This window comes from Halomonas sp. 5021 (assembly GCF_036663435.1).
Classification (GTDB): Bacteria; Pseudomonadota; Gammaproteobacteria; order Pseudomonadales; family Halomonadaceae; genus Vreelandella; species Vreelandella janggokensis.
This window is the reverse complement of the sequence record NZ_JAXOVU010000001.1, coordinates 687,320-707,907: the sequence shown is the minus strand read 5'-3', so window position 1 is coordinate 707,907 and position 20,588 is coordinate 687,320. Positions and strand designations below refer to the sequence as shown.

At 54.8% G+C, this 20,588-nt stretch carries 17 protein-coding genes; 15 read left to right on the top strand and 2 right to left on the bottom strand.

The window, feature by feature from the left end; all coding sequences use genetic code 11:
* Positions 1-46: 46 nt before the first annotated feature.
* The 6 genes from tig to R3F64_RS03435 all read left to right on the top strand — a co-directional run bounded on the left by tig (position 47) and on the right by R3F64_RS03435 (position 8,420).
* Positions 47-1,399 carry a trigger factor gene (gene tig, locus R3F64_RS03460; RefSeq protein WP_085918637.1) on the top strand — a complete coding sequence of 451 codons (1,353 nt, stop codon included), beginning with the start codon at positions 47-49 and terminating at the stop codon, positions 1,397-1,399.
* Positions 1,400-1,464: 65 nt separating this feature from the next.
* Entirely contained in the window at positions 1,465-2,082 is a 618-nt protein-coding gene (clpP, locus tag R3F64_RS03455) for an ATP-dependent Clp endopeptidase proteolytic subunit ClpP (RefSeq protein WP_085918636.1), read from the top strand.
* A 74-nt stretch (positions 2,083-2,156) separates the two neighbouring features.
* Positions 2,157-3,437 (top strand): ATP-dependent Clp protease ATP-binding subunit ClpX, encoded by a 1,281-nt coding sequence (gene clpX / locus R3F64_RS03450; RefSeq protein WP_066317568.1) that lies wholly within the window; start codon positions 2,157-2,159, stop codon positions 3,435-3,437.
* Between the two features lie 176 nt (positions 3,438-3,613).
* Complete coding sequence (gene lon / locus R3F64_RS03445) at positions 3,614-6,025, top strand: endopeptidase La (RefSeq protein WP_332609770.1); 2,412 nt, start codon at positions 3,614-3,616, stop codon at positions 6,023-6,025.
* 189 nt (positions 6,026-6,214) lie between these two features.
* Positions 6,215-6,487 (top strand): nucleoid-associated protein HU-beta, encoded by a 273-nt coding sequence (hupB, locus tag R3F64_RS03440; RefSeq protein ID WP_066317565.1) that lies wholly within the window; start codon positions 6,215-6,217, stop codon positions 6,485-6,487.
* A gap of 112 nt (positions 6,488-6,599) precedes the next feature.
* The gene (locus R3F64_RS03435) at positions 6,600-8,420 is read left to right on the top strand and encodes a SurA N-terminal domain-containing protein (protein ID WP_268901205.1); all 1,821 of its coding nucleotides are present in this window, start codon (positions 6,600-6,602) and stop codon (positions 8,418-8,420) included.
* A 68-nt stretch (positions 8,421-8,488) separates the two neighbouring features.
* On the opposite strand, the gene R3F64_RS03430 is transcribed toward R3F64_RS03435, so the two are convergent.
* Together R3F64_RS03430 and R3F64_RS03425 are read right to left on the bottom strand one after the other, a co-directional pair.
* Positions 8,489-9,259 carry a UDP-2,3-diacylglucosamine diphosphatase gene (locus R3F64_RS03430; protein ID WP_085918633.1) on the bottom strand — a complete coding sequence of 257 codons (771 nt, stop codon included), beginning with the start codon at positions 9,257-9,259 and terminating at the stop codon, positions 8,489-8,491.
* A gap of 14 nt (positions 9,260-9,273) precedes the next feature.
* Entirely contained in the window at positions 9,274-9,774 is a 501-nt protein-coding gene (locus R3F64_RS03425; RefSeq protein WP_085918632.1) for a peptidylprolyl isomerase, read from the bottom strand.
* Positions 9,775-9,929: 155 nt separating this feature from the next.
* Between R3F64_RS03425 and R3F64_RS03420 the strand changes: the two genes are divergently transcribed.
* From R3F64_RS03420 to R3F64_RS03380, 9 genes are all read left to right on the top strand, one after another.
* Positions 9,930-11,609, top strand: a complete 1,680-nt coding sequence (locus tag R3F64_RS03420) for a glutamine--tRNA ligase/YqeY domain fusion protein (RefSeq protein ID WP_332609765.1) — start codon at positions 9,930-9,932, stop codon at positions 11,607-11,609.
* Positions 11,610-11,620: 11 nt separating this feature from the next.
* Positions 11,621-13,027 carry a cysteine--tRNA ligase gene (cysS, locus tag R3F64_RS03415; protein WP_085918629.1) on the top strand — a complete coding sequence of 469 codons (1,407 nt, stop codon included), beginning with the start codon at positions 11,621-11,623 and terminating at the stop codon, positions 13,025-13,027.
* Positions 13,028-13,134: 107 nt separating this feature from the next.
* On the top strand, positions 13,135-14,049 hold the full coding sequence (gene osmF / locus R3F64_RS03410) for a glycine betaine ABC transporter substrate-binding protein OsmF (protein WP_332609763.1): 915 nt from the start codon (positions 13,135-13,137) through the stop codon (positions 14,047-14,049).
* Positions 14,050-14,051: 2 nt separating this feature from the next.
* Complete coding sequence (locus R3F64_RS03405) at positions 14,052-15,269, top strand: ABC transporter permease (RefSeq protein WP_332609761.1); 1,218 nt, start codon at positions 14,052-14,054, stop codon at positions 15,267-15,269.
* On the top strand, positions 15,266-16,231 hold the full coding sequence (locus tag R3F64_RS03400; RefSeq protein WP_085918626.1) for an ABC transporter ATP-binding protein: 966 nt from the start codon (positions 15,266-15,268) through the stop codon (positions 16,229-16,231). Before R3F64_RS03405 ends, R3F64_RS03400 begins: the two co-directional genes overlap by 4 nt.
* 4 nt (positions 16,232-16,235) lie before the next feature.
* A complete protein-coding gene (locus tag R3F64_RS03395) occupies positions 16,236-16,997 on the top strand; it encodes an ABC transporter permease (RefSeq protein WP_332609827.1) in 762 nt (253 codons plus the stop codon).
* A gap of 134 nt (positions 16,998-17,131) precedes the next feature.
* Positions 17,132-18,334 carry a thiamine pyrophosphate-dependent dehydrogenase E1 component subunit alpha gene (locus R3F64_RS03390; protein ID WP_332609758.1) on the top strand — a complete coding sequence of 401 codons (1,203 nt, stop codon included), beginning with the start codon at positions 17,132-17,134 and terminating at the stop codon, positions 18,332-18,334.
* 1 nt (position 18,335) lies between these two features.
* Positions 18,336-19,313, top strand: a complete 978-nt coding sequence (locus R3F64_RS03385) for an alpha-ketoacid dehydrogenase subunit beta (protein ID WP_332609757.1) — start codon at positions 18,336-18,338, stop codon at positions 19,311-19,313.
* Between the two features lie 18 nt (positions 19,314-19,331).
* Positions 19,332-20,576: a 2-oxo acid dehydrogenase subunit E2 gene (locus R3F64_RS03380; RefSeq protein ID WP_332609755.1), complete on the top strand. Its 1,245-nt coding sequence runs from the start codon at positions 19,332-19,334 to the stop codon at positions 20,574-20,576.
* The last annotated feature ends 12 nt before the right edge of the window (positions 20,577-20,588 follow it).

The following is a 20,588-nucleotide window of genomic DNA, read 5'->3' as shown; positions in this document are numbered from 1 at the left end:
TTATTTACAGCAATCAACACAACGCCCAGCCGTTAGAGGACAATTCATGCAAGTTTCCGTCGAGACGACCTCCCAGATTGAGCGCCGCATCACGATTCAAGTGCCTGCTGGCGAAATCGATGAGGCTGTCAATACTCGCTTAAAAGAAACGGCGAAGAACGTTCGCTTGAATGGTTTTCGCCAAGGGCGAGTGCCGATGGCCGTGGTTCGTCAGCGTTACGGTCAAAGCGTGCGTAATGAAGTTGTTGGCGAAGTAATGCGTGAACGCTACGTGCGTGCAATCACCGATGAAGGATTTAACCCGGCGGGCTATCCGCAAATCGAGCCGGTCGTCAACGAAGCGGGTAAAGACTTTGAATTTGTTGCCACCATGGAAGTCTATCCCGACGTCGAGCTTGCTTCGATTGAGGGTACAGAAGTGGAGCGCCCGGTAGTAGAAGTCACCGATGCTGATGTTGACGAAATGATCGACACACTGCGTAAGCAAAATGCGACCTATGAAGAAGTCGATTCTGCTGCGCAAGACGGCGATCAAGTGACCATCGACTTCCAGGGCTACCTTGGCGACGAGCCGTTCGAAGGCGGTAGTGCTGAAGGTCATGAGCTGGTGATTGGTTCCAATAGCTTCATCCCCGGTTTTGAAGAGCAGCTCATCGGTGCCAAAGTTGGTGACGACAAAACCATTACGGTGACCTTCCCTGAAGACTACCAGGCCGAGCACCTCGCGGGTAAGGAAGCCACCTTCAAGGTCAAGGTGCACAAGGTCAGCCGCCAGGCGCTGCCGGAAGTCGACGCCGAGTTCATCGAGCGTTTCGGCGTTGAGGGCGGAGACGAAGCCAAGTTCCGCACTGAAATCAAGAAGAACATGACCCGTGAAGCAGAACAGGCGGTCGATAACCGCGTCAAGCAGCAGGTGCTGGATGCGCTGAAAAAAGCCAACGACATCCCTGTTCCGAGTGCGCTCGTGCAACAAGAGACTGACGGCATGAAGCGGCAGGCTGCTCAGCAGTTCGGCCTCGGTGAAGATTTCGACGTCAGTCAATTGCCGAATGAGCTTTTCGAAGAGCAAGCGAAAGGCCGCGTTCAGGTCGGTTTGTTACTCGCCGAGGTCATCAAGGCGAACGAGCTTGACGCATCAGACGATGAGATTAAGGCGAAGGTTGAAGAACTGGCGGAGCAGTACCAAGATCCTTCTGAAGTCGTTGACTACTATATGGGCAACGAGCAGATGAAAACCCAGGTCAAATCTGCCATTCTCGAAGAAAAAGCGGTTGATAAGCTGCTTGAGCAAGCAACCGTCGCCGATGTTGATATGTCCTACCAGCAAGTGCTGGCAGCGGCTCAGCAACAGGCTGAGGCAGGTGAGGGCGCTGAGGAAGACGAAACTACCAACGCGTAAACTCCCTGACACTGGCGCACTTTCCGGGTGCGCCATTCCCTTATCGGACGCAAGGAATCACCTAAATGAGTGAATTTGATATTCAAAACGCCGGCGGTCTAGTGCCCATGGTGGTGGAGCAAAGCGCCAAAGGGGAAAGATCCTACGATATATACTCGCGTCTGCTTAAAGAGCGCGTTATCTTTTTGGTGGGCCCCGTCGAAGATTACACAGCCAATCTGGTCGTTGCCCAGCTGCTGTTTCTTGAATCTGAAAACCCCGACAAGGACATCCACCTTTACATCAACTCTCCCGGTGGATCCGTGACGGCAGGTATGTCGATCTACGACACCATGCAGTTTGTGAAACCCGATGTGTCGACAGTGTGTATTGGCCAAGCGGCCAGCATGGGTGCTTTGTTGTTGACCGCCGGTGCCCAAGGCAAGCGCTATTGCCTGCCCAATTCACGCGTGATGATCCATCAGCCGCTGGGTGGCTATCAGGGCCAAGCGTCGGATATCGAAATCCACACCCGTGAGATTTTGGGTATTCGTGAGAAGCTGAATCAGATTCTGGCACATCACACTGGCCAGGAGATTGAGGCTGTTGCGCGCGACACTGATCGCGACAACTTCATGAGTTCCAGCCAGGCTCAAGAATATGGCTTGATTGATGCAGTGCTGGATAAGCGGCCTACATCCTGATAGCGTGATGGGATACTGCATTTCCAACGAGCTTACAAGGCGGTCTTTACCGCCGCAGTGAAAGAGGTACGCGAATGGCCGACGGCAAAGGCAAAGACGAAGGTGGCAAGCTGCTTTACTGCTCGTTTTGTGGCAAGAATCAAAACGAAGTAAGAAAGCTGATTGCAGGTCCATCCGTCTATATCTGCGATGAGTGTGTCGACTTGTGTAACGACATCATTCGCGAAGAAGTTCTCGAAGCCGATGCCGAGAGCGATGAGGAGCGTTTACCTACGCCTCGCGAAATACGTTACACGCTTGACGACTACGTCATCGGACAGGATCGAGCCAAAATGGTCCTGTCGGTCGCTGTGTACAACCATTACAAGCGACTGAAATCTGAAGTCCGTGAAAGCGACGTCGAGCTCGGAAAATCCAACATCCTGCTGATTGGTCCGACGGGGAGCGGTAAAACACTCCTGGCCGAAACCATGGCGAGATTGCTGAATGTGCCGTTCACGATTGCTGATGCCACCACGCTGACGGAAGCGGGCTATGTGGGTGAAGATGTTGAAAACATCATCCAGAAGCTGCTGCAGAAGTGTGACTATGACGTCGAGAAGGCGGAACGAGGCATCGTCTATATTGACGAAATCGACAAGATTTCGCGCAAGTCGGACAATCCTTCAATTACGCGTGACGTTTCCGGCGAAGGCGTACAGCAGGCGCTGCTCAAGCTGATTGAAGGTACGACAGCGTCTGTTCCTCCGCAGGGTGGTCGCAAGCATCCCCAGCAGGAGTTTGTGCAGGTCAATACCGCCAACATGCTGTTTATTGTCGGTGGGGCATTTGCCGGGCTGGACAAGGTTATCCGTGACCGTGTTGAAAAGGGTGGTATCGGTTTCAATGCGACGGTTAAGAGCAAGGAATCATCTCGGGGTGTCGGTGAAATGCTTGCCGATGTCGAACCGGATGACTTGGTCAAGTTTGGCCTTATTCCTGAGTTCGTCGGTCGTCTTCCAGTGATCGCCACGCTTACCGAGCTCACTGAAGAAGCGCTGATCGAGATACTCACCGAACCCAAGAACTCCTTGATCAAGCAGTATGCCAAGCTGTTTGAAATGGAGAATGTAACGCTTGAGTTTCGTGATGATGCGCTTCGTGCCGTTGCGGAAAAAGCGATGGAACGCAAAACCGGTGCGCGTGGCTTGAGGTCGATCCTTGAATCCGTATTGCTTGATACCATGTACGAAATACCTTCTTTGGAAGGCGTCAGCAAAGTGGTGATCGAAGCTTCGGTAATCGCCGGTGAAAGTGAACCGCTGTTGATTTACTCCCAGCAAGAAGAGGCACGGGTCGACGGTACCGATGGCTAAACCCATCACCGAAGAGCCTTAGCTTTCTATCGCTTTCGCGGTTAGCGCCAGTCAAGGGGGTCGCCTAGGCGGCCCCCTGTCATTAGTAGCGCAGTGCTACATGGTGCTTAGGCCGTGCTTTAAACGTAGTCAGTTCTCTTCCCAGAACTCATCTGATTTATCGAGGAACGTCTGCGATGCAGCAGAGCGCCGAACAGACACAATGTCTACCCTTGTTACCATTGCGCGATGTGGTGGTTTATCCGCAAATGGTGATCCCCCTTTTTGTGGGACGTGAAAAGTCGATCCAGGCCCTCGAGGCGGCAATGGAGGCTGACAAACGCGTTCTGCTAGTGGCTCAACGCGAGGCATCTCAAGATGAGCCCGACAACGCCGACCTTTATTCCATGGGGACGGTGGCTGACATCATGCAGCTCCTGAAGCTGCCTGATGGAACGGTAAAGGTGCTGATCGAAGGCAACTTCCGGGCGGACGTGAGTCGCATCGAAGAGCATGCTGATGGTTACACTCAGGCCTATCTGGTGGCCCGTGAAAGCCAGCCGCTGACGACCCGCGAGCAAGAAGCATTGGTTCGCGTACTGCTCAATCAGTTTGAACAGTACGTCAAGCTGTCCAAAAAAGTACCCAATGAAGTCCTCAACTCGTTGTCCGGCATTGAGGATCCAAGTCGCCTGGTGGATACCATCTGTGCGCATTTATCGCTGAAAATCGGCGATAAACAAGAGCTCCTGGAAATGGATCGTGTGCGTGATCGCATCGAGCATTTGATGGCGCTCATCGAGTCTGAAATTGACCTCTTGCAGGTAGAAAAGCGTATTCGCACGCGTGTCAAAGAGCAGATGGAAAAGACGCAGCGTGAGTATTACCTGAACGAGCAAATGAAAGCCATCCAGAAAGAGATGGGCGAGCTCGATGATGTACCCAATGAAGTGGAAAAATACGAGCAGGCGATTGCCGCATCCGGCATGCCGAAAGAGGCGGCGGACAAGGCCAACCAAGAGCTGAACAAGCTCAAGATGATGGCGGCCAACTCTGCTGAAGCCAGCGTGGTTCGTTCTTATCTGGACTGGCTGGTTGCAGTGCCGTGGAAAAAACGTACCCGTGTTAAGCACGACTTGCAGAAAGCCCAACAGGTGCTTGATGAAGATCACTATGGTCTGGAAGAGGTAAAGTCACGCATCCTTGAATACCTCGCGGTACAAAAGCGTGTACGCAAGATGAAAGGCCCCGTTTTGTGCCTGGTTGGCCCTCCTGGCGTGGGTAAAACGTCGCTTGGTCAATCGATTGCTCGGGCGACGAATCGTAAATACGTGCGCCTTGCTCTGGGCGGCGTGCGTGATGAATCAGAGATTCGGGGACATCGCCGAACCTATATTGGTTCGTTGCCAGGTAAACTCATGCAACGCATGAGTCGGGCTGGTGTTAAAAACCCCTTGTTTTTGTTCGACGAAGTCGACAAGTTAGGCATGGATCACCGGGGTGACCCGGCGTCTGCGCTGTTAGAGGTCTTGGATCCTGAGCAGAACAACAGCTTCAGCGATCATTACCTTGAGCTTGATTATGATCTGTCCGAAACGCTGTTCATCTGCACAGCAAATTCGATGAATATTCCGGGTCCCTTGCTGGACCGTATGGAAATCATTCGTCTTCCTGGCTATACAGAAAATGAAAAGCTGGCGATCGCCAAGCGTTACTTGCTACCCAAGCAGTTGAAAGCCAATGGTTTGAAAAACGCCGAGCTGGCGGTTGAAGATGAGGCCTTGCTGGAGCTTATTCGGTATTACACCCGTGAAGCGGGTGTGCGTGAACTGGAGCGCCAGATCGCCAAGGTCTGCCGGAAAGTGTTGCGCGAGCGTATAGAACCTTCTGCCGTTAAGGATGGCGAATTGCCACCTGATCTGCTCGCGGCCAAGCACGTCGAGCACTATGCCGGCGTTCGGCGCTACAGCTATGGTCTTGCCGAAGAAGATGACCAGGTGGGCCGTGTGACCGGGCTGGCATGGACCTCTGTAGGTGGTGAGTTGCTTAATATCGAATCGGTTGTGACGCCAGGCAAAGGGCGAATCAACAAAACCGGCTCGTTGGGCGATGTCATGAAGGAGTCCGTCAGTGCTGCGCAAACCGTGGTACGTGCCAGAGCGCAGGCATACGGTATCGACGCCGAGCGATTCGAGAAAGAAGATCTACATATTCACGTCCCTGAGGGCGCCACCCCCAAGGATGGACCGAGTGCCGGGGTAGCCATGGTAACGGCGATTGTCTCTGCCTATACCCAACGGCCAGTGAAGTGTCAGGTTGCGATGACAGGTGAAGTCAACCTGCGTGGCGAAGTATTGCCGATTGGTGGGCTAAAGGAGAAATTGCTGGCAGCCCGTCGTGGTGGTATAAAGATAGTCCTGATTCCGGAAGAAAATCGTCGCGATCTCAAGGAGGTACCGGACAATATCAAGGATGCACTGGATATTCGTCCGGTACGCTGGATTGACGATGTACTTGCCGTGGCGTTGGCGGACGAACCTCTAGAAGGTGCGCCGCTACCTAAAGCGGATAAAGCGTTGGGTAACTCCGCCGTCGCCAATACACATTAGGCAACGTCGGCAAACCAATAGCATTTTGTTTGTATCATTGCCCAAAGCCTTTATGGCGGGCACATCCAGGCAAGGTTGCTTGACAGGCGTTTCAGGGCATTGCTATAAAACGCTGCTATGCCTTGATCGTCGATACCGTCGGTGACCATGTCTTTAGAACCATTTTTTGAAACAGTCAAGGGGTGAAGTGTGAATAAGTCTGAGCTGATTGAAGCCATTGCCGCGTCTGCAGATATTCCAAAAGCAGCGGCAACCCGCGCATTGGATGCCATGGTGGAGTCTGTCACCGATAGCCTAAAAAATGGTGACAGTGTTTCACTGGTGGGCTTTGGTACCTTCGCAATCAAAGAACGCGCTGCGCGTACGGGCCGTAACCCACAAACAGGTCAGCCGATCCAGATCAGTGCGGCAAAAGTGCCTAGCTTTAAAGCCGGTAAAGCATTGAAAGACGCCGTTAACTAAGTTGTACGCGTTTGTAGTCATCTATGGGCGCATCGCAACCGCGATGCGCCCATGTTATTTTCTAGCTCACCTTTAGGGGCGACCCGTTTAGCTGTGACTGCCTGAGGAAAACATGCTGCAAAGTATTCGGAATGGATCCAGAAGCTGGGGAGCCAAGATTATTATCGGGGTCATGGTGGCTGCCATGGCGCTTTTCGGTGTGGAATCTTTGTTTGGTCTGTTCGGTGACGACCCGAATCAGGAAATCAGCGTGAATGGCGAGCCCATCATGCGCCAACAGATTGAATTGGAAGTTCAGCGTGCTATGCGTTCGGGCCAGGTCCCTCCTGAGCAAGAGCGTCAACTGCGCAATGACATAAGGGATGAACTGGTAACACAAACACTGCTTACCCAATACGCAGAAGAAGGCGGCTTGTACGTATCCGAAGATCAAGTCGACCAGCTCATTGTGGGGATTCCTGAATTCCAGGATGAAGACGGACGATTCTCGCCCGACATATTTCGCAACCGCCTATCAGGTGCTGGCTATACCCCTCTTTCATTTCGTGAGGAACTGGAAGTGGACGTTAAACGTCAACAGCTTCAGCAAGGCCTCGCGTTTAGTGACTTCACGCTGGATAACGAACGTCAGCGTCTGGCAGAACTTCAACGTCAACAGCGCAGTTTTCGTTACGTGATGTTGGATGAAGATGACCTCGAGGGGGGTATCGAGATCAGCGACGATGAGCTTCAAACCTACTATGAAGCCAATGCTGATCGGTTTGAACGTCCAGAACAGGTGCGTCTTGAGTATGTTCTGGTCGACCGTCGAGAAATGGCAAATAACGTCGATGTGGATGAAGAGGCACTGCGAGAAGCCTGGCTAGAGCGGACCGAAGACGCAGATCGTCGCGTTTCGCACATCATGATTACATTCGGTGATGAGCGCAATCGCGATGAAGCTCAGCAGCGGGCGGATGAAGCGCTACAAGCCCTTGAAGACGGCGAGTCTTTCGCCGATACGGCACTCCGCTATTCTGATGATACGGCCAGTGCTGAAGAAGGCGGCGACCTCGGCACGATCAGCCCTGGCTTCTTTGGTGAAGCCTTTGATGAGGCGGCATTTTCTCTTGATGAGGGGGAAACGTCATCGGTTGTCGAAATGGACAACGCCTTGCATATCATTCAAGTCACCGACATTGAGCGTCCGGCGTTTGAGGACCAGCGGGATTCGCTGCGTGAAGATGTCGCGATGAACGAAGTGAATGATGCGTTTAACGATAAGGTTCAGCAGCTCATCGACGAGAGCTTTGCCGCCGATGACTTGCAAAGCGTCGCCGAAGACCTTTCGCTAACCCTTGAAGAAAGCGACTGGCTGTCCCGGAATGACCAAGGTAGTAGCGTTCTATTTGAGCCAGGCGTCATGGAGCAGGCCTTCAGTGACGACGTTCTGGAGGAAGGTTATAACAGCGAAGTGATCGAGCTCGATGAAGACCGTCGATTGGTCGTTCGCGTTGCTGACCATCGTGAGCAGACTCAGTTGCCGCTAAATGACGTGCGCGATGAGGTCGAGGCAGCGGTACGCGCCAAGCGGCAACAGGAGCGGCTTCAGTCGCAAGCCGAAGACATGGTGGCACGCCTTCAGGCGGGTGAGTCGATTGATAGGCAATGGCTGGAAGCCAACAATGTACGCCGCCAGGATGAAGTCACGGCTTCTCAACTGATCGTGCAAGCTGCTTTCCGGATGCCCCATCCCGATGACGGCGAAAGCACCTACCAAACGGCAGTTCTACCTACTGGCGTTGCGGTCCTTGCGCTTGACGAAGTCACGGCGGGTGATGTGGATGAAGAGCGCGAGCGGTTTGTCGCTCAAATGGCCCAGCAATTGCGCGCGCAGGCGATTATTCAGGGGCTTGTTGAAGACCTGCGTAGTGACGCCGAGATTGAGCGATGATACTTGGGCGTTAAGCACGTACCGTCAAAAAAGCCGATCCAAGGGATCGGCTTTTTTTATAGTGGCCGCTAGGGAGGCGGTGGGTCGTTAAGGGGGAACTGCCGCAGCCGAGGGGTAGTATGGTCTGTTTTCTCGACCACAATATCCCAACCGTGACTGGCATCCCAGTCGCCAAGCACGAAGCGTTTTGCAGGAACATCTTCCACGGTTAAATCGTGCACTTTGGGGCGATGGGTATGGCCATGAATCATGGTTGTGACACCATGCTTTTCCATCAGCGCTACCACCTCATCGTGGGTAACATCCATGATGGCATCTGCCTTCTTGGCATTGGCATCTCCCGACTGCAGGCGTAGGCTGCTGGCCAATTCCAAGCGTTGATCCAGCGGCATGGCGAGTATCTGAGCTTGCCATTCAGTGTCCCGGGATTGTTGGCGAAATGCCATATACGCCTCATCCCGAGTGCACAGGCTATCGCCGTGCAAGATGACGGCAGGCACGCCCTGGAGCTCGATTTGTTCGACCTCGGAAAGCAGTGTCGCCTGGCAGGCGTCAATAAAGCGTTGGCCCAGCAAGAAATCACGGTTGCCGTGAATAAAATATATCGCGGTTCCATCGCTGCTAAGCCGGTGTAATTGCTGAATGACCTCGCGAGCGACAGCGCCCAGTGGGTGAGGCGTATCGAGGAGATCATCACCGATCCAGGCGTCAAACAGATCGCCCAGAATGTACAGGGCATCCGCTCCTCTGGCGGTATGGGCTAAATAATCATAGAACCCCTGATTGATCTCAGGGGTATCATGACTTAAATGCATATCAGCAACTAGCAGGGTACGCATATAGCTCCCGGAGATTATTCTGCTTCCTTGAGATAGGCGCGCTCGATGATAACGTCCTCGGCGGGTACGTCGGCATGCATACCGCGACGCGTGGTGCTGACGTTTTTAATGGCGTTGACCACGTCCATACCGTCGACGACTTCACCAAAAACGGCGTAACCCCAACCCTGCAAATTCTTGCCGCTATGATTCAGAAAACTGTTATCACCGACATTAATGAAGAACTGAGCAGTAGCGGAGTGAGGGTCCTGGGTGCGTGCCATCGCCAGGGTGCCCAGGGTATTTTTCAGCCCGTTATCCGCTTCGTTTTCGATTGCATCACGGGTGGGTTTTTGATTGAAATCCTGGTCAAAGCCACCGCCCTGGACCATAAAGCCATCAATGACACGGTGAAAAAGGGTGCCATCGTAAAAACCATCGCGAACGTACTGCTCGAAGTTGGCGGCGGTGACGGGGGCTTTTTCGTGATTAAGCGCAATCGTGATGTCGCCGTGGTTCGTCTGTAATACGATCATAGATAAATTCCTGTTCAATAAAGGCGTTCGCCTTGGCGCTGTGCATCGGCGTCACGTTATAATACCGGTTTTGCTTGGCACCGCGAAGCGCTATACCGTTAGAGTAGGCAGACGACGCCAAGCATGCCATCCACCACGAGGTTATCAACACCACCATGACCAACGAGACCACCCCAGCGCCGAACTTCATTCGCAACCAAGTACGCGACGAAATCGAGGGCGGCCAGGTCACTAAGATTGTGACGCGCTTTCCCCCTGAGCCCAATGGCTTCCTGCACATCGGCCATGCAAAGTCGATCTGCCTGAACTTTGGGTTGGCGGAACAGATGGGTGGTGAGTGTCATTTACGCTTTGACGACACCAACCCTGCTAAAGAAGAGCAGGCCTATATTGACGCGATTAAAGAGGACGTCAGTTGGCTGGGCTTCCAGTGGGCAGGGGCGGTGCGTTTTGCTTCTGACTACTTCGACCAGCTATATGCCTGGGCGCAACACCTGATTCGTGAAGATAAAGCCTATGTTGATGACCTGACGCCTGACGAGATTCGCGAATACCGCGGTACGCTAACCGAGCCAGGCCAGCCGAGTCCTTACCGTGAGCGTAGCGCGGAGGAGAACCTTGATCTTCTCGAGCGGATGCGCATGGGAGAGTTTGCTGAGGGGGAAAAGGTGCTGCGTGCGAAAATCGATATGGCATCGCCCAATATCAACCTGCGTGATCCGATCCTGTATCGAATCCGACATGCCAGCCACCATCAAACCGGCGACAAGTGGAAAATCTATCCGTCTTACGATTTTACCCATGGGCAGTCTGATGCCATCGAGGGGGTTACCCACTCGATCTGCACGTTGGAGTTCGAAGACCATAGGCCGCTTTACGAGTGGTTCTTGAATCATCTTCCGGTACCCACCAAACCCCGTCAGATCGAGTTTGCCCGATTGAACCTGAACTACACGCTGACCTCGAAGCGTAAGCTTAAAATGCTGGTGGACGAACAGATCGTCGACGGCTGGGATGACCCGCGTATGCCGACTATCTCTGGCATGCGTCGCCGCGGCTATACACCCGCCGCCATCCGCAAGTTCTGCGAGATGATTGGCGTTACCCGCGCAGATGGCGGCCTGGTGGATATCGCCATGCTGACCCACGCGATTCGTTCGGACCTTGAAGATAATGCGCCGCGTGCGATGTGTGTATTGAAGCCACTGAAAGTGGTGCTGACCAACGTGCCTGACGATCACGAGGAAGTATATGAAGTGGCAGGCCACCCGGCGCGTGACGACATGCCGGTGCGGAAAGTGCCATTAACCCGTGAGGTCTACATCGACCAGAATGATTTCATGGAAGATGCGCCGAAAAAATTCTTCCGCCTGGCGCCGGGCAAAGAAGTCCGCCTGCGCAATAGCTATGTTATCTGCTGCGATGAGGTCATCAAGGATGACGCTGGGGAGGTAACCGAACTGCGCTGCTCGGTTGATTTTGACACCCTGGGCAAAAACCCCGAGGGTCGAAAAGTGAAAGGGGTCATCCATTGGGTCAGTGTCGACCATGGTATCCCGTTGGAAGTGCGTCTCTATGATAATTTGTTCATGGTGGAGCAGCCTGACCGGGACAAAGATGTCGACTTTCTGGACCATCTGAACCCCGAGTCACTGACGGTTTGCCACGCCATCGGCGAACCCAGCCTGGCGGATGCAGGACCTGAAGCGCGTTTCCAGTTCGAGCGTGTGGGTTATTTCTGTGCTGATCGGCATGTATCGACGCCAGACCATCTGGTGTTCAACCGTACTGTCGGGCTCAAGGACAGCTGGGCGAAAATCAAACAGAAAGGTTAAGGAATCGGCACATGCATATTTACAATACGCTGACACGTCGCAAAGAGCCTTTTACCCCGCTGGTGGCGGGCAAGGTGAGTATGTATGTCTGCGGCATGACGGTGTATGACTATTGCCACCTTGGCCATGCCCGCGTCATGGTGGCGTTCGATGTCATTACGCGCTACTTGCGGGAGCGAGGTTATGAAGTCAATTATGTGCGCAATATCACCGATATTGACGACAAGATCCTGAAGCGTGCCGATGAAAACAGCGAGACTATCTCAGCGCTGACCGAGCGCATGATTGCGGCGATGCACGAGGACGAGGCGCGCCTCAGTGTGTTGCCGCCCAGCCATGAACCCAGGGCAACCGGGCATGTCGACGATATTATCGCCATGATCCAGACGTTGATTGAAAAAGGCTTTGCCTATCCGGCCGACAACGGCGATGTGTATTACCGCGTTCGCCGTTTCGCTGACTATGGCAAGCTGAATAATCGCCAGTTGGATGACATGCGCGCAGGCGCCCGCGTTGACGTAGACGTTCATAAAGAGGACCCGCTGGATTTCGTGCTGTGGAAGGCGGCCAAACCCAGCGAGGCCAGTTGGCCATCTCCCTGGGGAGATGGCCGCCCCGGTTGGCATATTGAATGCTCGGCAATGTCGACCTGCTGCCTGGGCGACACTTTCGATATTCATGGAGGTGGCCCGGACCTGACCTTCCCTCACCACGAAAATGAAATCGCACAGTCTGAAGCGGCCACCGGCAAGACCTATGTGAATACCTGGATGCACGCTGGGGCCGTCCGTGTTGACCAGGAAAAGATGTCGAAGTCGCTGGGAAACTTCTTCACAATTCGTGAAGTGCTGGCTGAGCACGACCCCGAAGTGGTCCGTTTTCTGCTGGTCGCCAGCCACTATAGAAGTGCGATTAACTACTCACTGGATTCGCTTTCAGAAGCCAGAAAGTCATTGACGCGGTTTTATACGGCGTTGGAGGGCGTGCCAGTTGATGCCGCCGCCGCGAGCGATGATCCGGCGGTTGCCCACTATCGCGAGCGTTTTACCACAGCCATGGACGATGACTTCAATACCCCCGAAGCGTTGGCGGTCTTGTTTGACCTGGCGCGTGATGTTAACCGTGCTAAATCCGATGCACCTGAAAAAGCCCTGGGTCTGGCCGTTGAATTGAAACAGCTGGGCGGCGTGCTGGGGCTTCTCCAGCAATCACCAGAGGCGTTTCTCAAAGGCTCGCAGCAAGACAATCTCGCGCTGAGTGAGTCGGCCATCAACGAAAAGATTGCCCAGCGTCAGGCTGCCAAAGCCAACAAGGATTTTGCTCAAGCCGACGCCATCCGCGACGAACTGGCGGCGCTGGGGATTATTCTTAAAGATTCCCGAGAAGGCACCACCTGGGTCGTCGAGTCTGCTTCTTAAGCAGGGCCAAGCGATGGTTTAGATAGCGCTGTGGATTCGAAGGGCGTCTGACTTCAACGCACGAGGGGCATATACTCCTACCAAACTCTGCCAAAAGGATGATGACAATGCGTTTTGCGACTAAATCGGCCATCGCCATCGGATGTTTCAGCCTGTTACCGCTATCATCGGTTAATGCCAATGACCCTGTGGTAGTCTCGTCAAAAATCGACACGGAAGGGTCGGTGCTGGGTGAACTGATCATACAGACGCTGGAGCGTAACGATATCCCCACTGAAGACCGCCTGCAGTTGGGCGGCACCAGTGTTGTACGTAGCGCCCTGCAAGCGGGGGAAATCGACCTTTATCCCGAGTACACCGGCAACGGCGCCTTTTTCTTCGATATGGGCGGCAGCGATGTATGGAACGACCCGGAAAAGGCGTATGAAACTGTCCGTGAACTCGATGCCGAACAGGGACTGGTGTGGTTAAGTCCGGCGAGTGCCAACAATACCTGGGCCATGAGTGTGCGAAAGGACGTCGCAGAGGCGAATGGCCTGGAAACGCTCGATGACCTGGCGGCTTATCTGGACGAAGGGGGCGAGTTCAAGTTTGCGGCAAGCGCCGAATTTGTTGAATCCGAGCAGGCTCTTCCCGCTTTTCAGCAAGCCTATGGGTTTGAACTCAGCGAAGACCAACTGCTGGTGCTTTCTGGCGGTAACACGGCGGCCACCATGCGGACAGCCGCCGAGCAGACCAGTGGCGTCAATGCCGCGATGACATACGGTACCGACGGCGGTTTGAATGCGCTGGGCCTCGTGGTGCTTGAAGATTCAAGGGGTGTTCAACCCATTTATCAACCCGCCCCGGTCGTACGCGAAAGCGTATTGGAAGCGTATCCTGATATCGCGCCGTTGCTTGAGAACGTATTCAGCACGCTGGATCTTGAAACGCTGCAAAAACTCAACGCTGACGTGGCAGTGAACGGCATGTCACCCGGTAATGTCGCAGGCGATTACCTCGATAGCCTGGATAACGACTGATAATGGCGTTGCTGGATGCTTTGCCAAGTCCGCGCATGTCTTGGCGACAGTGGCGGCCCAATAGTGTTCTCGTCGTTCTCCTCAGCGTCCTATTGGTGGCCGTTTGGCTGTTCGATGTCGTCAGCGTCTCCCCCAACCGGATCGTCAGCGGCCAGGGAGCTGGTCTGGTTGAAGCCGTGGGCTGGTTGGGGGCATTGCTGGTCAGCGGTGTCATTCTCACCCTGGTGCTGCTGTCTCTCCAGCCTAGTCGACAGAACTATCAGGTTGCCCTGGTAGGTGTCTGTCTATTACTTCTCCTGATGCCGTTTGGTTTGATGGTGGCCAGCGACCGGCTGGTCAGTAGCGATGCGCCACCAGCTCGACTGAATATGGGGATGGCCTATTGGCTGATGCTATCTCTATTATTCCTGTGCTGGATCGAGCTGCGCTTGCGTTTAACGCTGCCACGGCGTTGGACTGTCCTGATGCTTCTGGGCGTTGCGATCGTCTGGTGGCTGTGTGCCATGTGGGCGCTAGAGGCGTTGGCGTTGGGGCAGGAGTTTCGCGCTCGGGACGATGAATTCTGGCGCGCCTTGCGACAACATATAACGCTGGTGAGTGTCGCCGTGGCTATCAGTATTGGATTGGGTTTATCCCTTGCCATGCTGATGCGCCGCTATGCAAACTTTCAGAAAGTCGCCTTTGGGGTGCTCAATTTCCTGCAGACCATTCCGAGTATCGCCCTGTTCGGTTTAATGCTGGGCCCCCTGGCTTGGCTGGCGGCTCAGTGGCCGCTGTTGTCTCAACTGGGAGTCAGTGGCATTGGCTGGGCACCCGCTTTGCTGGCGCTGGTCGCTTACAGTCTACTGCCGATGGTGCGAAACACCTACATTGCCCTTGAGCAAGTCAGTCCTGAAACATTGGAAGCGGCACGCGGGATGGGGATGCGCAATAGCCAGCGCTTCTGGCAGGTACGTTTGCCACTGGCCTTGCCGGTGCTGATTGAGGGTATAAGAATCACATCGGTCCAAGCTATTGGCCTTACGGCGGTTGCTGCCTTGATTGGCGCGGGCGGCCTGGGGGCTTTTATTTTTCAGGGATTGGGGCAGGCAGCGATGGATATGGTGTTACTGGGCGCATTGCCCATTCTGATACTGGCGCTCATAGCAGACGCCGGACTGGGGGCCTTGTCTGATATCCTCCGGCCGAAAAATACCGTGCCGCCTGGAGAAGCCCAATGATCGAACTCGCCCACGTTTCCAAACGTTTTGGCGACGCTGTCGCAGTGGATGACATTTCGCTGCACATCCCAAAAGGCAAGTTTTGTGCGCTTGTGGGTACGTCGGGCTGTGGTAAATCAACCACTTTACGGATGATTAACCGTCTGATCGAGCACAGCGAGGGTGACATCATATTGGATGGTCAACCGATTGCCGCCTATGACCCGGTCAAGTTGCGGCGTCGCATCGGCTATGTGATTCAGCACACAGGATTATTTCCCCACTGGACGGTGGCTCGCAATATTGGCCTCGTTCCACGCCTGCTTAAATGGTCCGCCGCAGAGGTTCAGGCAAAAGTTGACGAGCTGATGAACCTGCTGGGTTTGCCGAAAGATGAATTCGCCCATAAATACCCTCATCAGCTGTCGGGCGGGCAGGCGCAGCGTGTCGGGGTGGCGCGGGCGCTGGCTGCTGACCCTGATATTTTGCTGATGGATGAACCCTTTGGCGCACTGGATCCGATTACCCGTGAAAAGCTTCAGGATGAACTTGCCAGGCTCCAGGCAAAGATGCATAAAACGGTGGTGTTTGTTACCCATGACATGGATGAAGCGCTAAAGCTGGCGGATCATCTGGTCGTGATGCGTGAAGGCCATATTGTTCAGCAGGGCACGCCACTGGCACTGCTTCAGCATCCGCAGGATCCGTTTGTGGAATCGTTGCTCGGCGGACTTGAGCGCGGGCTGAAGCAGGCGGCATTGACCCGGGTAAAGGACCATATGGCCCCGATGGGACCAACATTACCTGCTCAATCGAGAATTCCCGCGGCGTTTTCCCTGCGCCAGGGGCTTTCCATGATGCTGCGTGACCATACGGATCGCCTTACCGTCGTGGACCAACACGACGTGCCGGTAGGCGAGCTCACACTGCGCAAAATCGTCAAGGAAGCCCAACCGGAACAAGGAAAAGTGCGTGAGTCATAATGCCATGGGCCGTTCGCTGACGGCGCGCGGCGCTAACCAGGTGATGTGGCCGGCTATCTGGCTGGTGCTTTTAATGGTGTGTGTCTGGGGATTTCCTTACGCTGACGGTGTGCTACGCGTGATAGAGCCGGATGCCCGTCAGGTTGTCTATCAACGCGCCAGCTTAGCGTCGCTGTTGGTGCAGCACCTCCTTGTGGTCAGCGCGGCCGCCGTGATTACCACGGCGAGTGGCGTGTTGGCGGCGATTGTCGTGACAAGGGAATGGGGACGTAATTTTTTACCTCTGGTGGCGCAAGTCGCCTCACTGGGTCAGACCTTTCCACCGGTTGCCGTGCTGGCGCTGGCGGTACCGGCATTGGGTTTTGGCACACTGCCGATCATTGTTGCGCTGGTGCTGTATGGCGCGCTACCCATCGTTCGAAATACACTAGGCGGCATACAGGGCGTTGATAAAGAGGTTAAAAGCGCCTCCGCCGCGATGGGCATGACGGGCTGGCAAACCCTTTGTCAGGTGGAGTTGCCCCTGGCGGCCCCAGTCATACTGGCCGGCATTCGGACCTCCATCACCATCAATATCTCGACCGCCGCGATCGGCGCCACCGTCGGTGCGAGCAATCTGGGTGACCCCATCATTGCCGGTATTGTGAACGGAAACATGGCTTATATCATACAGGGGGCGCTGACCATCGCATTGCTGGCGTTGACCGTCGATAGCCTGTTCGAGCGTCTTCAGGAACGGCTACGTTCGCGCTTTTATACCTCTTAAGTCGAATCCCTAAAGTGTCTCAGCTGCGTTACTGTCGCAGGTGTTGCGTTGACCAATGTCAGATAAATCCACTGGCATAAAAGGTCATCACCGACAACACTGCCCTCAAAAGGGGTACGACAAGGACAATAATGATGACACAGCATGCACACCAGCCTGTCTTCCTGACAGGCGATGAATTTTCGATTCCCACCTTCAGTTTGCTGAGCCCCGAGGGCGAACTCTACAGCGAAGCTGATGCCCCTGCGCTTGAAAAAGACCATGCCCGGCGCATTTATCATGCGATGCTGGCAACGCGTATTCTCGATGAGCGTATGTTGGCGGCCCAGCGTCAGGGACGGCTGTCTTTCTACATGCAATGCACCGGCGAAGAAGCCGCCGTGGTAGGCGCCACTGCGGCGCTCGACGATGCCGACATGATCATGGCGCAGTATCGCGAGCAGGGTGCCTTGATGTACCGCGGGTTTTCCATTGATGAATTCATGAATCAGCTATTCGGCAACGAGCTGGACTATGGCAAAGGCCGCCAGATGCCGATTCACTATGGGTCGCGAAAGCTCCACTACATGACCATTTCCTCGCCGCTTGCTACCCAGATTCCCCAGGCGACAGGCTATGCCTATGGTCAGAAAATGGCGGGCGATGGGCACTGTACCCTAACGTTCTTTGGTGAAGGGGCGGCTTCTGAAGGCGACTTTCATGCGGCGCTGAATATGGCCTCGGTCCACCAGGTCCCGGTGATCTTTTTCTGCCGCAACAATGGCTACGCGATTTCGACGCCGGCGGTAGAGCAGTTTGCAGCCGACGGTATCGCCCCCCGGGCTTTTGGTTATCACATGCATGTGATCCGTGTGGATGGCAACGACATACTGGCGGTCTATGAAGCCACGCGACAGGCTCGTGAAATCGCCGTTGAACGCAATCAACCCGTGCTGATAGAAGCGATGACGTATCGGCTGGCCGCGCATTCCTCTTCCGATGACCCGTCGGGTTATCGTTCCAAAAATGAGGAAGAGGCCTGGCGTATCAAAGACCCACTGTTGCGCATGCAGAAGTGGCTGTTGGCCAAAGGCTGGTGGAGCGAAGACGAAGAGGCCAGCGAGCAGGAACGTCTGCGTCGTGAAGTGTTGGACACCATGAAGCGCGCCGAAAAGCGCTCGCCTCCGCCCCTGGACTCCCTGATCAGCGATGTCTATGCGGATGTCACCCCGGCGTTGCAGCAGCAGTTCGACCAGCTCAAGCAGCATATCCGCCGCTACCCGGAGGCTTACCCGCGTGGGGCCAAGTCATTGGATCTGAGTGTGAGCACCGATGCCGACTCCCAGGGGGGCGAATAAAATGCCGACAATGAATATGCTTCAGGCAATTAATAACGCCCTCGACATTGCCATGGCGGAAGACGAAAAAGTCATCTGTTTTGGTGAAGATGTGGGGATTTTTGGCGGCGTCTTTCGTGCCACCAGCCACCTGCAGGAAAAATATGGCAAGGCCCGCTGTTTTAATACCCCTTTGGTAGAGCAGGGTATCATTGGCTTTGCCAATGGCTTGGCTGCTCAGGGATCGGTTCCAGTCGCTGAAATTCAGTTTGCCGATTATATTTTTCCCGCCTTCGATCAAATCGTTAACGAAACCGCCAAATTCCGCTATCGCTCGGGCGATCTGTTTAACGTCGGCGGCCTGACCATTCGGACGCCTTATGGCGGTGGGATTTCCGGTGGCCTTTATCACTCACAATCCCCCGAGGCCTACTTCACCCATACACCTGGGTTAAAGGTTGTGGTGCCCCGCAACCCCTATCAGGCCAAGGGGCTACTACTGGCGTCTATTCGTGACCCGGATCCGGTGCTGTTTCTAGAACCCAAGCGGCTTTACCGCGCGTCAGTCGGCGAGGTGCCGGAAAACGATTACCAGCTTCCCATCGGCGAGGCCGAGATCACCAAGGAAGGCAGCGATATTACCCTGGTCGGTTGGGGCGCGCAGATGGAAGTGATTGGCAAAGCGGTGGAGTTGGCAGAGGAGCAGGGCATTAACTGCGAAGTCATCGACCTGCGCTCGCTATTGCCCTGGGATGCAGATACGGTCGCCGAGTCCGTTCTCAAGACAGGTCGGTTAGTGGTCAGCCATGAAGCGCCGTTGACCGGTGGTTTCGCCGGTGAAATTGCCGCGACGATTCAGGCGCGTTGTTTTCTCTACCTGGAATCGCCCATTGCACGGGTGACCGGGCTGGATACGCCTTTCCCGCTGGTGCTGGAAAAAGAGTATCTACCCGACCACCTGAAAATCTTTGAAGCGATTCGTGAAAGCGTTAATTTTTGACGCCAGAGGAGAACAACAATGAGCGATTTTATGTTGCCGGATATCGGCGAAGGTATCGTCGAGTGTGAAGTGGTCGAATGGCGCGTCGCTGAAGGCGACCGGATTGAAGAAGATCAGCCTATTGTCGAGGTCATGACCGACAAGGCGCTGGTGGAAATCACCGCCCATGAAGCAGGCGTGGTCACTAAACTGTATGTCGATCAGGGGCAAATTGCCAAGGTCCATGCCCCCCTTTATGCCTACCAGGCTGAGGGTGAAGATGCTGATGAGGCAAGGGCATTGAATGATAGCTCAGAAGCGTTGTCGTCCAGTCAGCCCCCGGCTGCTGAAAAACAGGCGGAAACTCAGCCGTCACCCTCAACCCCATCGGTTGTTACTCAGGGGAAAGTGCCTGCCAGCCCCGCCGTCAGACGGCTGGTCAGAGAGCATCAGTTGCAGCTCACGGATATCGCGGGAAGCGGCAAAGACGGCCGAGTCCTCAAAGAAGACGTCCTGGCGCATCTTGATCAACCTGCAGAGACCGTTTCGATGGCTTCTTCATCACGAGGGAGTGGTGAAGTGAGCCGGGTCGAGCCACTGCGTGGTATGCGGGCGATGATGGCCAAGCGCATGGTGGAATCGGCCAGCACGATTCCGCATTTTCATTACGGTGAGGAAATCGACGCGACGCAGCTTCTCGCCATGCGGGAACGTTTGAAACCGGTAGCAGAAGCCCAGGGGGAGCGCTTGACGCTGATGCCTTTCTTCATGAAAGCGATGGCATTGGCGGTTGCCGAAACACCGATTATCAATGCCCAGCTCAATCAAGCAGGCGACGAGCTGCACTACTACTCTCATTGCAATATCGGGATGGCCGTGGACAGCAAGGCTGGCTTGCTGGTGCCCAATGTCAAAGGTGTCGAGCGATTGACGCTCCTGGAGATTGCCAGGGAAGTTGGGCGTTTAACCCATGCGGCCAGAGAAGGGCGGGTTGATCAGGCGGATCTCAAGGGTGGCACCATCAGCATTTCCAACATTGGGGCGCTGGGCGGCACCTACGCGGCGCCGATCATTAATGCCCCGGAAGCCGCCATCGTGGCGATTGGCAAAACCCAGTGGCTGCCGCGTTTTGATGATCAGGGCGAGGTCCAGCGGCGTGCGATCATGACGATTACCTGGGCGGGGGATCACCGTTTTATCGACGGCGGTACGATCGCGCGCTTCTGTAATACCTGGAAGGGCTTTCTGGAAGCCCCAGATAGCATGTTGTTGCATCTGGGATAACGCAGGCACCCC